Origin of the sequence: Kosakonia pseudosacchari (genome assembly GCF_900184035.1) — a bacterium.
In the GTDB taxonomy this organism is placed as follows: domain Bacteria; phylum Pseudomonadota; class Gammaproteobacteria; order Enterobacterales; family Enterobacteriaceae; genus Kosakonia; species Kosakonia pseudosacchari.
The window spans coordinates 26,495-39,032 of the sequence record NZ_FXWP01000026.1 but is presented as its reverse complement, the minus strand read 5'-3'; the positions used below and the strand labels follow the sequence as shown (position 1 = coordinate 39,032).

11 protein-coding genes and 1 riboswitch are annotated in these 12,538 nt (G+C 54.6%); of the genes, 5 read left to right on the top strand and 6 right to left on the bottom strand.

The features are described from left to right. The first annotated feature begins 145 nt into the window (after positions 1-145). The 3 genes from malE to malG all read left to right on the top strand — a co-directional run bounded on the left by malE (position 146) and on the right by malG (position 3,975). Positions 146-1,336: a maltose/maltodextrin ABC transporter substrate-binding protein MalE gene (gene malE / locus BN2591_RS22010; RefSeq protein ID WP_086873904.1), complete on the top strand. Its 1,191-nt coding sequence runs from the start codon at positions 146-148 to the stop codon at positions 1,334-1,336. A gap of 189 nt (positions 1,337-1,525) precedes the next feature. Further along, entirely contained in the window at positions 1,526-3,070 is a 1,545-nt protein-coding gene (malF, locus tag BN2591_RS22005; protein ID WP_086873903.1) for a maltose ABC transporter permease MalF, read from the top strand. 14 nt (positions 3,071-3,084) lie between these two features. After that, positions 3,085-3,975 carry a maltose ABC transporter permease MalG gene (gene malG, locus BN2591_RS22000; RefSeq protein WP_086873902.1) on the top strand — a complete coding sequence of 297 codons (891 nt, stop codon included), beginning with the start codon at positions 3,085-3,087 and terminating at the stop codon, positions 3,973-3,975. Positions 3,976-4,313: 338 nt separating this feature from the next. Here the strand turns inward: malG and psiE are convergent, their stop codons facing one another. Continuing rightward, on the bottom strand, positions 4,314-4,724 hold the full coding sequence (gene psiE, locus BN2591_RS21995) for a phosphate-starvation-inducible protein PsiE (RefSeq protein ID WP_017459426.1): 411 nt from the start codon (positions 4,722-4,724) through the stop codon (positions 4,314-4,316). A 136-nt stretch (positions 4,725-4,860) separates the two neighbouring features. Here psiE and BN2591_RS21990 point away from each other — a divergent pair, with 136 nt between their 5' ends. After that, entirely contained in the window at positions 4,861-5,376 is a 516-nt protein-coding gene (locus tag BN2591_RS21990; RefSeq protein WP_086873901.1) for a GNAT family N-acetyltransferase, read from the top strand. Between the two features lie 9 nt (positions 5,377-5,385). After that, a complete protein-coding gene (locus BN2591_RS21985) occupies positions 5,386-5,847 on the top strand; it encodes an acyltransferase (protein WP_086873900.1) in 462 nt (153 codons plus the stop codon). 221 nt (positions 5,848-6,068) lie between these two features. Here the strand turns inward: BN2591_RS21985 and BN2591_RS21980 are convergent, their stop codons facing one another. The 5 genes from BN2591_RS21980 to pgi all read right to left on the bottom strand — a co-directional run bounded on the left by BN2591_RS21980 (position 6,069) and on the right by pgi (position 11,937). After that, positions 6,069-8,165 carry a YjbH domain-containing protein gene (locus tag BN2591_RS21980; protein WP_086873899.1) on the bottom strand — a complete coding sequence of 699 codons (2,097 nt, stop codon included), beginning with the start codon at positions 8,163-8,165 and terminating at the stop codon, positions 6,069-6,071. A 2-nt stretch (positions 8,166-8,167) separates the two neighbouring features. Then, positions 8,168-8,905 carry a capsule biosynthesis GfcC family protein gene (locus BN2591_RS21975; protein WP_086873898.1) on the bottom strand — a complete coding sequence of 246 codons (738 nt, stop codon included), beginning with the start codon at positions 8,903-8,905 and terminating at the stop codon, positions 8,168-8,170. Beyond that, complete coding sequence (locus BN2591_RS21970) at positions 8,905-9,540, bottom strand: YjbF family lipoprotein (protein WP_086873897.1); 636 nt, start codon at positions 9,538-9,540, stop codon at positions 8,905-8,907. The genes BN2591_RS21975 and BN2591_RS21970 overlap by 1 nt, the downstream gene beginning before the upstream one ends. 64 nt (positions 9,541-9,604) lie before the next feature. Next, a complete protein-coding gene (yjbE, locus tag BN2591_RS21965) occupies positions 9,605-9,847 on the bottom strand; it encodes an exopolysaccharide production protein YjbE (RefSeq protein ID WP_007372406.1) in 243 nt (80 codons plus the stop codon). 440 nt (positions 9,848-10,287) lie between these two features. Continuing rightward, positions 10,288-11,937 (bottom strand): glucose-6-phosphate isomerase, encoded by a 1,650-nt coding sequence (pgi, locus tag BN2591_RS21960; RefSeq protein ID WP_086873896.1) that lies wholly within the window; start codon positions 11,935-11,937, stop codon positions 10,288-10,290. A gap of 362 nt (positions 11,938-12,299) precedes the next feature. After that, positions 12,300-12,525, top strand: a riboswitch (Lysine riboswitch). Positions 12,526-12,538 lie beyond the last annotated feature (13 nt).

Here is a 12,538-nt window from a genome sequence, read left to right as displayed (position 1 = left end):
TGCAAATCTCTGTAACAGAGATCACACAAATCGCCCCAGGGGCGTAGGGTTAAGGAGGATGAGAAGCGCTTGTCAAAAAAGGAGACTAATCCCGTCGAACTACCTTGAGCGTATCCACGAGCACATCACCTAAAGGACGGGATATATGAAAATCAAAACAGGCGCACGCATCCTCGCTTTGTCCGCAGTGGCGACGATGATGTTTTCCGCCTCTGCCCTCGCCAAAATCGAAGAAGGTAAGCTGGTCATTTGGATTAACGGCGACAAAGGCTATAACGGCCTGGCCGAAGTGGGTAAGAAATTTGAGAAAGACACCGGCATTAAAGTCACCGTAGAACACCCGGATAAGCTGGAAGAGAAATTCCCGCAGGTTGCCGCGACTGGCGACGGCCCGGACATTATTTTCTGGGCACACGATCGCTTTGGCGGCTATGCGCAATCCGGTCTGCTGGCGGAAGTCACCCCGGATAAAGCCTTCCAGGACAAGCTGTTCCCCTTCACCTGGGACGCCGTACGCTACAACGGTAAGCTGATTGCCTATCCGATTGCTGTCGAATCCTTATCGCTGATTTACAACAAAGATCTCGTGCCGAACCCGCCGAAAACCTGGGAAGAGATCCCGGCGCTGGATAAACAACTGAAAGCGAAAGGTAAGAGCGCGCTGATGTTCAACCTGCAAGAGCCGTACTTCACCTGGCCGCTGATTGCCGCCGATGGCGGTTACGCCTTCAAGTTTGAAAACGGCAAATATGACGTGAAAGATGTCGGCGTCGACAACGCAGGCGCGAAAGCGGGTCTCGGCTTCCTCGTGAAGCTGATTAAAGACAAGCACATGAATGCCGACACGGATTACTCCATTGCGGAAGCGGCGTTCAACAAAGGTGAAACCGCGATGACTATCAATGGGCCGTGGGCATGGGCCAACATTGATAAGAGCAAAATCAACTACGGCGTCGCGCTGCTGCCAACCTTTAAAGGTAAGCCTTCTAAACCGTTCGTTGGCGTGCTGAGCGCAGGCATCAACGCCGCCAGCCCGAACAAAGAGCTGGCGAAAGAGTTCCTCGAAAACTACCTGCTGACCGATCAAGGCCTGGCAGACGTCAACAAGGACAAACCGCTGGGTGCGGTCGCGCTGAAATCTTACCAGGATGAACTGGCGAAAGATCCACGCATCGCCGCGACCATGGATAACGCGAAAACCGGCGAAATCATGCCGAACATCCCGCAGATGGCCGCCTTCTGGTACGCCACACGTACCGCGGTTATCAACGCCGTTAGCGATCGCCAGACCGTCGACGCCGCGCTGAAAGACGCCCAGGGTCGTATTACCAAGTAAAAATGTGAATGCCTTATCCCCGGACGGGGATAAGGCGAATTGGACATGTTGTATACGCGGCATCCTTCGCGCGCATCACGGCGGCAGCGTTGTGTATCCCGGAGCGCTTACAAAAGTAAGCATCAAGTGTGCGCAACCGCAACCAACAACGCGGCAGCGTGAAGGGTGTCGAGTAGAGAGGAAATCCCCATGGATGTAAGAAGAAAACGCCACTGGTGGCAAAGCCCGCAACTCGCATGGGCGGCCATCACCGTTGTTGGCCTGTTGGTGGCTTACCTTGTCGTTATGATGTATGCCCAGGGGGAATACCTTTTCGCCATTACCACGCTCGTGCTTAGTTCGGCGGGCCTCTATATTTTCGCCAACCGTAAAGCCTATGCCTGGCGCTATGTTTATCCCGGCGTGGCGGGCATGGGGCTGTTTGTCCTGTTCCCGCTGATTTGTACCATCGCCATCGCGTTTACCAACTACAGCAGCACTAACCAGCTCACCCAGGAGCGCGCGCAGCAGGTGCTGCTTGATCGTTCCTACCAGGCAGGTAAAGCATATAACTTTGGGCTCTACCCGGAAGGTGACGCATGGCGACTGGCGCTGACCGACGGCGACAGCGGTAAAAACTACGTTTCCGATGCGTTCAAACCCGGCGGCGAGCAGCAACTGACGCTAAAAGAGGCTGATGCCCTGCCCGCTGGCGAGCGCGCCAATCTGCGCATCATCACGCAAAATCGCCAGGCGCTAAACCAACTCACCGCCCTCCTGCCGGATGGCAGCAAAGTGGCGATGAGTTCGCTGCGCCAGTTCTCCGGTACGCGCCCGCTGTATCAGCTTGAACAGGACGGTACGCTGACCAACAACCAGAGCGGCGTGAAATACCGGGCGAACAACGATATCGGCTACTTCCAGGCAATTAACGCCGACGGCAGTTGGGGCAGCGAAAAGCTCAGCCCCGGCTATACCGTGACCATCGGCTGGGATAACTTCACGCGTGTCTTTACCGATGAAGGCATTCAAAAACCGTTTATTGAGATCTTTATCTGGACGGTGGTGTTCTCGGTGCTAACCGTGGTGCTGACCGTTGCTGTCGGCATGGTGCTGGCCTGCGTGGTGCAGTGGGAATCGCTAAAAGGCAAAGCGATTTATCGCGTGCTGTTGATTCTGCCGTATGCGGTGCCGTCGTTTATCTCGATTTTGATCTTCAAAGGGCTGTTTAACCAGAGCTTTGGTGAGATCAACATGATGCTGAGCGCGCTGTTTGGCATTAAACCGGCGTGGTTTAGCGATCCCGCAACCGCGCGCTCGATGATCGTGATCGTCAACACCTGGCTCGGTTATCCGTACATGATGATCTTGTGCATGGGGTTGTTGAAAGCGATCCCTGACGATCTGTATGAGGCCTCGGCGATGGATGGTGCCGGGCCGCTGCAAAACTTTTTCCGCATCACCTTTCCGCTGCTGATCAAGCCGCTAACGCCGCTGATGATCGCCAGCTTCGCGTTTAACTTTAACAACTTCGTGCTGATCCAACTGCTGACCAATGGCGGGCCGGATCGCATTGGCACCACCACACCAGCCGGTTATACCGACCTGCTGGTGAGCTACACCTATCGCATCGCCTTTGAAGGCGGCGGTGGTCAGGACTTTGGGCTCGCCGCCGCCATCGCCACGCTGATTTTCCTGCTGGTGGGTGCGTTGGCTATCGTCAACCTGAAAGCTACGCGCATGAAATTCGATTAAGGAGGACGAAAATTATGGCTATGGTGCAGGCGAAATCGCAAAAGCTGCGGCTGTTTATCACCCATTTGTTATTGCTGGTGTTTATTGCCGCCATTATGTTCCCGCTGCTGATGGTGGTCGCCATTTCGCTGCGTGAAGGTAACTTCGCCACCGGCAGTTTGATTCCGGAAAACATTTCGTGGGAGCACTGGCGTCTCGCGCTGGGCTTTAGCGTCGAACACGCCGATGGCCGCGTCACACCGCCACCGTTCCCGGTGCTGCTGTGGCTGTGGAACTCGGTAAAAATCGCCAGTATCACCGCTGTCGGCATTGTCGCGCTCTCCACGACGTGTGCGTATGCCTTTGCCCGTATGCGTTTTCGCGGCAAAGCGACATTGCTGAAAGGGATGCTTATTTTCCAGATGTTCCCGGCTGTGCTGTCGCTGGTGGCGCTGTACGCGTTGTTTGACCGGCTCGGCCAGTACGTGCCGTTTATCGGTCTGAATACGCACGGCGGGGTGATCTTCGCTTACATGGGCGGGATCGCGCTGCATGTGTGGACGATCAAAGGTTATTTCGAAACGATCGACGGTTCGCTGGAAGAAGCGGCGTCGCTGGATGGCGCAACACCGTGGCAGGCGTTCCGCCTGGTGCTGCTGCCGCTGTCGGTGCCGATTCTGGCGGTGGTGTTTATTCTGTCATTCATCGCCGCCATTACCGAAGTACCGGTTGCCTCGCTGCTGCTGCGCGATGTTAACAGTTACACGCTGGCGGTCGGGATGCAGCAATATCTCAACCCGCAAAACTACCTGTGGGGCGATTTTGCCGCGGCGGCGGTGCTGTCCGCGATCCCAATTACGGTTGTCTTCCTGCTTGCGCAGCGCTGGCTGGTTAACGGCCTGACCGCAGGCGGTGTGAAAGGTTAATTTTCATTGTTGTTATTACGCCTTAAATGTTTCGGGTTAGCGCAAGGCGGCGACTGCACGAATCCCCGGGAGCTGACTGAAGTCAGTGACCGGGGTGAGTAAAGGAAGCCAACATAGCTATCACCCGAAAGATGACCGGCGTTGCCACTGCACCCTCAACTTGTATCACCCGAAACTCTCAATAATTCAGGTTGCAGGAAGGCGGCAAGTGAGATCATCCCCAGGAGCTTACATAAGTAATTGACTGGAGTGGACGAACGCAGCCAACGCCCCCTGCAGACTGAAGAATGACGAGTAACTTGTGAAGTCGTTGGCGGCCCTCGAAGGCCGCCTTTTTTTTATTCGCGCCTCAGCCGTTGCGAGTTACACAACCACAGGGTGATCACCAGCAACAGGATCGCCGCCGAGTAGATCAACACATCCATCGGCGACTGGTGATCGACGATGATCAACCGCACAATCGCGGTAATACCAATGTAAATAAAATAGCGCAACGGGAAGTGAAACCCGGACTGAAAGTACTTCACAATCAGGGCGATAAATTCGAAATAGAGAAAATAAACCACCAGCCCTTCCACCAGCTCATATTTGCTGGTTTGCACTGGCGCGAACAGGACATCCGCCAGATGCAGTGTCTCTTTGCCCAGAAAGACAATCAGAATCAGACCGAGGCTCAACAGACCAAGATTCAGCACGGTCTGCAAGATGGTCGAAATAAACTCAACGCGTGGACGAGTTAGCGATGTCATAGCGGCACCTCATTGCTGTGAACAACACTTTGTATATCGCAAAAATGTGATCTGGATCTACATTATTTGCTTATATTTTGTGACACCGCGTGATGACATGTTGCACAGACATGTCCACGCAGGAGACAAAAAGAGCATGCTTACCATACGTAAGGCTGAAATCGCGGACGCCGCGTTACTGAGTGAAATGGGCTACGCCAGTTATCGCCATCATTTTGCCCCTCTGTGGCGCGAACCGGCCGAACTGGAAGATTTTCTTACGCAGGAGTATGCCGTACCCGCGCTCCAGCAGAGCCTGCAAAGCACAACGGGCAACTGGTTTATCGCCGAGGATGTTGCGCCTGTCGGCTTCGCCAAAGTTAGCTGGCACCGCGCCGTTGATGAACAGGGCCCGGCGGGCACGCTACTGCATAAACTCTATCTGTTACCGGGCGAAACGCGTAAAGGCTACGGCGAGCAACTGCTGGCAGAAGTAGAACGCCTGGCGCAACAGCGTGGTGAGCGGTTTATCTGGCTGGAAGTGCTGGACGCCAACCCGAACGCGCAGCGTTTTTACCAGCGGCTGGGATTCACGCATCTTAAAGACACCCAATTTAGTACCGCGTCGCAGCAAAGTACGCTGCATATTCTGGGCAAACCGCTTTCGCTTTAAGGAGGGATGATGACAAGCGCCTCTTTGCGCCAAACCGCCGTAAGCAATGTCACCTGCGGCGAAAATGTGGTGATTTATGAACCCGTCAATTTATACGGCTGCACGCTGGCGGACGATGTGTTTGTCGGCCCATTTGTCGAAATCCAGGGGCATACGCAGGTCGGCAAAGGCTCGAAAATCCAGTCGCATAGCTTTATTTGCGAATATGTCACCATTGGTGAGCGCTGCTTTATCGGTCATGGCGTGATGTTCGCCAACGATATGTTTCGCGAGGGTAAACCGAACCCCGACCGGGAAAGCTGGGGGAGAATTGTGATTGGCAATGATGTGTCGATAGGCAGCGGCGCAACCATTCTGGCGGTGACCATTGCCGATGGCTGTGTGATTGGCGCGGGCAGCGTGGTGACCAAATCGCTCAGCGAGAAAGGGGTGTATGCCGGCAATCCGGCGCGGCTGTTGCGTCGGTTGTGAATGCCATTTTCTCTCCTGTGATGGGGAGAGAAATATGGCTGGCGATGGAGAAAGAGAGAGCTTGCGGCACTTCTCCCCTGACGGGGAGAGAAGTGTGGTTGGCAATGAAGAAAGGCAGAACTTGCCGCATTTCTCTCCCCTGGCGGGGAGAGAAGTGTGGTCGGCAATGAAGAAAGGCAGTGCTTGCCGCATTTCTCTCCCCGAACGGGGAGAGAACACGTTTACTGGAAGTTGACCGTCTTATCGTTGGTCATGTTGTAAAGCTCGAACTTACGACCCAGCATCTGACCACCGTCACGCGTCAGCGGCGTCCAGCCAATGCCAGCGCGGCTGCGGGTCGGGCCGGTGCTGAAGAGATCCAGCGGAACCGAAATGTAGACCCCTTTGGTGAAGTCCCCTTCCCCGTACTGCGCGGCTGAAACGTTGGTTTTGGTGGCATAGGCACCCACAACAATGCCGCTGTCGAAGTGCTTCGACACATCCAGCGTGACGCCTTTATCGCCCGCCAGATATTGACCGACGCTGGCTTTTACCAGCACATTTTCGGCAAACCACGGCGTCCAGTAAGCGGTGAAGTGGCCAGTTTTCACGCTGTAATCGGTGAACTTCATCATGTCCTGCGCACTGCGCCAGTCACGCTGTTTTACATAGTTGCCGTCGATACCAAACGCCCAGTGGCTATCAACCGGACGCCACAGCAGTTCGGCACCCGCACCGCCATACATGGTTTCCAGATACCCGGCATATACCTGGCCATAAAAGTTATTGCCCAGGTACTGGAAGTAGTTCGCCTGCATGTTGTTGATGTAAACATCGTTCTGCACATATTCACGCACGCGGGTACGCACACGCGGCAGCGCCGAATCTCTCGGCGGGTTGGTGTAGTTAAACTTGTCGTAGTTATTGGTCAGGTTGCCAAACAGACTACCGGTGGTCAGAAGGTGATCTGTTAACCACCAGTCGGCGGTGGCCATCACGCCAAGCTGGTACATGTAGAAAGCTTCCGGGCCGCCGAACGACTGGTTAAGCACCGGATCGATGTGGAAATCGAACGAGGATTTATCGATATACCAACCCTGCTCCGGTTTGTCCGGCACGATCGGCGTTTCGCGTTTTTGTACCAGTTCCGTATCCTGCCCCAGCGGTTCACCTTCAAGGTGGCGCTTCAGGCTGGCAACATCCGTCTCGGTGGTGACAACCGGCATGTTGAGGCGGTTTTCCGTCACGCGAATAGTGCGTATACCATCCGGCAAGTCATTCATGATGATGCGATTCGCGCGCTCCACGCCTTCCTGGGTGTGGCGGTATTTCACCTGCTCGCCGGTGACATACAGCGTGTCACCTTTCACCTGAATTTGCGGATCGGTAAGCCCGGCGTTGTATTTCAGTAAGGTCAACTGATTCGCCACCACCGAATGCTGGAGGATCGCATCTTGCGGCTGCGGCTGATATTTCGGCCGGGCGTTGTCGATATAGGATGGGCGCAGGTTGTTGAAGTTGTTACGCAGGGTAAAGCCGAACATCCAGGTATTCCCGCGCTCATAGCTCAGGTTGATGTCCGCCCAGTCGGTGACGCGATAAATCGCGCCGACGTTGACCTTGCTGCGCTGCGGCAGTTTACCGGCAAAGTCCTGCTGGTAGTTATTTCCTTCATACTCCAGTTTTAAGCGCAGCGGGTTCCATGGCGTTTGGTACTCCACCCCGCCAAACAGCGCGGTCGGGCCACGGAACATCTGGCTGGTATCCGTGGATCCAGCGGCTTTGTAACGGGTATCGCGCGTACAATATTTCTCGTCATAGGAGCAGAGCGGGTTTTTGATGTTGCCGCTGGTGCCAAGGTAGCCCCAACCGAGACCCAGCGAGAAATCAAACGGCCCCCAGGCTTTGCTCGCCACCAGATATTCGCCATCGAACAGACCCGTACCGCCAATATCGCGCGCGCCCACGGAAACTTCCGGCAGCCAGTAACCTTCTTGCCACAGGCGCAGTTTCACATCGAAAGCTTTATCTTTGTAGGATTGATTGCCAGAGAAGGCTTCTACCGTACTGTATTTGCGCGTCCGCACATCGGTGTAGCGCAGCGTGGTTTCCAGCCACGGGAAGAGCTGCACCGAGCCGGAGTAGTAGCGATATTGATGGTTGTCGCGGTAGTTAAAACTCAATTCGCCTTCAGGCGCCATACGCGCAGTGGGCGTTTGCAGCAGACCGACGCCACCGAAGTCCGACTGCGAGGGGCCAATCGGGTCCGGGTACGATTCTGCGTGACAGGCGGCGCTAATCCCCAGCGCCAACAGGCTAATGACAAACGATTTTTTCATTATTATTCCGGTATCCGATGCGTCAGGGACTGAAGAATGTCGGCATTCAGCTCGTCATACTCGTTACTCCACAAACCCGGTGCGAAACCGACAAAAATCACGCTGCCGGGCATCGGCTCCACGTGGCGTCGGTTCCAGTAGCCCACCGGTACCTTTTGCGTTTTGCCGTTCGGGTACACCACCCAGGCGTAGCTGCGATCCGCGCCGCTCAGCAGGCTCATCTCATCCAGATAGCTCACCACATCCCGTTCGGGTGTAAACACTTTTTTGCCCGGGCTGCTGATAAGCCCAACCACGGTGATGGTGGTTGGCTGCGAGCCAACCCATAAGGTGTATTGCCCCTGTAAAGGGCGGTTGGCGAGGCGATGGGTACGCAGGTAATCAGGATCCAGTTCGACAATTTGCCGCCCGGTCACTTTCATGGCCTGCAACTGCTGACGCAGCGCGTTAATGGCAGCGGCGCTGTCGCCACTCTCGTCGGCGGCAAGGGCGCTAAGTCGCGCAAGCAGTGCCTGATGGCGCGCCTGCTCGGCAACTGTCGCCTGGCGTTCACTCACCACCGCTCCGGGCCACCAGCTATTCGCCAGACGCGGTTGCCCTACCAGATCCACCAGATACTCGGCGTTGGTGAGGGTTTTCGGTTTGCTGTCGCCTTCCATATAGACATCCACCGTGCCGACAGCGAACGCCAGCGGGGAAGCAAGGCTGGCTAACAGCGGAAGAAGAGCGCGTTTTTTCATTATTTCGCCGCCTTAATCAGGGTGGTTTTCACCGGGAACCAGTCCGCGCCAAGGTACTGCTCGGATTGCCGGATAACCCCTTGATCATCCACCCAATAGCGGTTGCGCCAGCGTTTCTGGTCGGTCGTTACCTCTTCTTCAAGAATGCGCACGGCCGTTACGTCGCTCGCCAGTTTCACCGTGTCGGTGCCATTCCAGTGGAAGACAGAACGGGCGGTGGCGTAGCGCACCTGCTTGTGTTCCGTCCAGCCCATTAAGCGTGTCCAGCTCGCGCCGTCAACAACCTGGTTCGGTTTCGCCAGCGGATCCGCCGCCAGGTTATTCACATCCAGCAGGTTGTCGCCAGGCAGATGCGTTTTCACGATGCGATAGTTTTGCGTGACGATCGTGGACTGATCCTGCGTCACCCATTTCTGCTGCCCGTTTTCGGCGAAAGCGAGCACCACAAACAGTTGTGGGCCGTTGTTGAGCTGCATGTACTGGCTGGCGTACGGCATATTGAGGATTTCTTCATCCGTGAGCTGTACGCCCGGCGTGCCAAATACGCTATTCCAGAGTGAATTCCCGAGGCCCTTGATGGGGCCTGAACATGCCTGAAGGAGCAGGCAAATCAAGATGATACCAGGTCGCTTCACGACTCTTCTCCGAAAGGGGCGGAATAACCACACCGAAGTGTGGTTATAGTTAATGTACCCGCTATTACTGGGTACTTGTGGTCGTGGTGGTCGTGGTTCCCGTGTTGGAGCCATCACCGCCACCGGTTGCCGCCAGCGCGACACCCACCGCGGACCCTACGGTGCTAACACTCGTTGCTGCGGAGCTACCCGCAGAAACAGAGGTCGCTGCCGACCCTGCCGCTTCACCGATTTGCACCGGTGCCGCAAAAGCAGAAGTCGCCGCAAGCGCGGATATGGCAAAAATGCCATACAGGACTTTTTTCATATCAATTTCCCTTCATTGAATGAATGGAGATTTACCTGAAAGAATTCAGGCGATATCGAGTATACACAACTACAGCAGAGGGTTTACGCATCGGGAAATAGCGGGGAACGTTTTCGGAAAATTGGTATCGGGCATTTAAAAAAAGAAGAGCAAAAAATAAAATAGCAAAACTTTCAATCAGTTAAATAATGACAAAATATTGACACAATAAGGCTAGTCCTAAAATTTATAGCTATGGCTGGCAGGCTTGCTCCCTTTTTCAGATAAACCTGATCATCAATATACAAACGACACGCCAGGAATAATCCCCATAATTTAGCTTTAAAATATCGATATCGGAATTGCTTATATATATCGGGCGAAATCCTCGCACAATATAACCATGCAGGGATAAATATAATCGGTAAAAAAAAGCGCCGCCGAAGCGACGCTTATGTGGCTTAACCGCGCCAGGATTTGTAGCGGTTGATCAGACCATTGGTTGAACTGTCGTGGCTGGAGATGGATTTGTCATCGCCCAGCTCAGGCAGAATGCGGTTCGCCAGTTGTTTACCCAGCTCCACACCCCACTGATCGAAAGTGAAGATATTGAGGATTGCCCCCTGGGTGAAGATTTTGTGCTCGTACAGCGCAATCAGCGCACCCAGGCTAAACGGGGTGATTTCACGCAGCAGAATAGAGTTAGTCGGGCGGTTGCCTTCAAACACTTTGAACGGCACGACGTGATTGAGCGTTGCCGGATCTTTACCCTGATCGCGATATTCCTGCTCAACCACCTCGCGGGATTTACCGAACGCCAGCGCTTCGGTCTGCGCAAAGAAGTTGGACAGCAGTTTCTGGTGATGATCGGAAAGCGCGTTATGGGTAATAGCCGGCGCGATGAAATCACACGGAACCATTTTGGTGCCCTGGTGAATCAGCTGATAGAACGCGTGCTGACCATTGGTGCCCGGCTCACCCCAGATGATCGGCCCAGTCTGGTAATCCACCGCGTTGCCGTTACGGTCAACGTATTTACCGTTGGACTCCATGTTGCCTTGCTGGAAGTAAGCGGCAAAACGGTGCATGTACTGGTCGTACGGCAGAATCGCTTCGGTTTCAGCGCCGAAGAAGTTGTTGTACCAGATACCAATCAGCGCCAGCAGCACCGGCAGGTTTTTATCAAGCTCAGTGGTGGAGAAGTGCTTGTCCATCGCGTGCGCGCCGGAGAGCAGTTCAACAAAGTTGTCGTAACCCACGGAGAGGATGATAGACAGACCAATCGCCGACCACAGAGAGTAGCGACCACCGACCCAATCCCAGAATTCAAACATGTTAGCGGTGTCGATGCCAAACTCGCCAACCGCTTTCGCGTTGGTGGAGAGCGCCGCGAAGTGTTTCGCTACGTGTTTGTTGTCACCGGCGGTTTTCAGGAACCAGTCGCGCGCGCTGTGGGCGTTGGTCATGGTTTCCTGGGTGGTGAAGGTTTTAGACGCCACGAGGAACAGCGTGGTTTCCGGGTTCACTTTTTTCAGCACTTCGGCGATGTGCGTACCATCGACGTTGGAGACGAAATGCATGTTCAGATGGTTTTTGTACGGACGCAGCGCTTCGGTCACCATGAACGGGCCGAGGTCGGAACCGCCGATACCGATGTTCACCACGTCGGTGATCGGTTTGCCGGTGTAACCTTTCCAGCTACCTGAAATGATCGCTTCAGAGAAGGCTTTCATCTTCTCCAGCACCGCGTTCACTTCCGGCATCACATCTTTGCCATCTACCACAATCGGCGTATTGCTACGGTTACGCAGCGCGACATGCAGCACGGCGCGATCTTCGGTGCGGTTGATTTTCTCACCGGAGAACATGGATTTGATCGCACCCGCCAGATCGGTCTCTTTGGCCAGTGCCAGCAGCTTGTCCAGCGTCTCTTGCGTGATGCGGTTTTTGGAGAAATCCACCAGCATCAGGTCATCAAAGGTTGCGGAAAATTTGCTAAAGCGGTCGCCCTCTTTCGCGAACAGTTCCGCGATGGTGACGTCCTTCATGTCAGCGTAGTGTTTCTGTAATGCCTGCCAGGCAGATGTCTGCGTTGGATTGATGTTTTTCATAGCAATACTCTTCTGATTTGAGAATTGTGACTGCCGTCGATTGTAGCGCCTGCCGGGGAAAATTGTGATGGTTTTTGTGCCGGCTCGCCGTACACGCGGGCGAATAACGACCAAAAATCGCCGAATTTGAGCACAACATAAGTCATTTTACTGACGCCCCATGCAGCATGAAAAATCCGCATAATCCCGGCGTTGACAGCATGCCTGCTAACCCTTTATTTATAAACGCACAACCCGCGCATGCGCGGGTTTGCATTACCAGAACTTTTCGCGTTAGCGCATCCCCGGGAGCTTACAAAAGTCAAGTGACCGGGGTAAGTGAAGGCGGCTAACGCCGCTGCGGCGTGAAAGGCGAAGGTAAAAATGCCAGAAGAGGCGCGTTACCCAGGCACACGGTGTTCGAAGCGCCAGGCTGATGAAAACACCTGAGGGGGAGTAACGCCGAGATAACAAAACGCCTGGCAGCGTGCGTTATCGGCTACAGGGGCTGAATCCCCTGGGTTGTCACCAGAAGCGTTCGCAGTCGAACGTTTCATGTCCGCAGACGTTACGGAAAGCGGGCAGACAAGGTGGAGCACTTCTGGGGAAATCGTAGCTGTTT

Excerpts from the sequence above, each read along its gene's own strand:
- malE (WP_086873904.1), top strand. The coding sequence starts at position 146 with ATGAAAATCAAAACAGGCGCACGCATCCTCGCTTTGTCCGCAGTGGCG.
- malF (WP_086873903.1), top strand. The coding sequence starts at position 1,526 with ATGGATGTAAGAAGAAAACGCCACTGGTGGCAAAGCCCGCAACTCGCA.
- malG (WP_086873902.1), top strand. The coding sequence starts at position 3,085 with ATGGCTATGGTGCAGGCGAAATCGCAAAAGCTGCGGCTGTTTATCACC.
- psiE (WP_017459426.1), bottom strand. The coding sequence starts at position 4,724 with ATGACATCGCTAACTCGTCCACGCGTTGAGTTTATTTCGACCATCTTG.
- BN2591_RS21990 (WP_086873901.1), top strand. The coding sequence starts at position 4,861 with ATGCTTACCATACGTAAGGCTGAAATCGCGGACGCCGCGTTACTGAGT.
- BN2591_RS21985 (WP_086873900.1), top strand. The coding sequence starts at position 5,386 with ATGACAAGCGCCTCTTTGCGCCAAACCGCCGTAAGCAATGTCACCTGC.
- BN2591_RS21980 (WP_086873899.1), bottom strand. The coding sequence starts at position 8,165 with ATGAAAAAATCGTTTGTCATTAGCCTGTTGGCGCTGGGGATTAGCGCC.
- BN2591_RS21975 (WP_086873898.1), bottom strand. The coding sequence starts at position 8,905 with ATGAAAAAACGCGCTCTTCTTCCGCTGTTAGCCAGCCTTGCTTCCCCG.
- yjbE (WP_007372406.1), bottom strand. The coding sequence starts at position 9,847 with ATGAAAAAAGTCCTGTATGGCATTTTTGCCATATCCGCGCTTGCGGCG.
- pgi (WP_086873896.1), bottom strand. The coding sequence starts at position 11,937 with ATGAAAAACATCAATCCAACGCAGACATCTGCCTGGCAGGCATTACAG.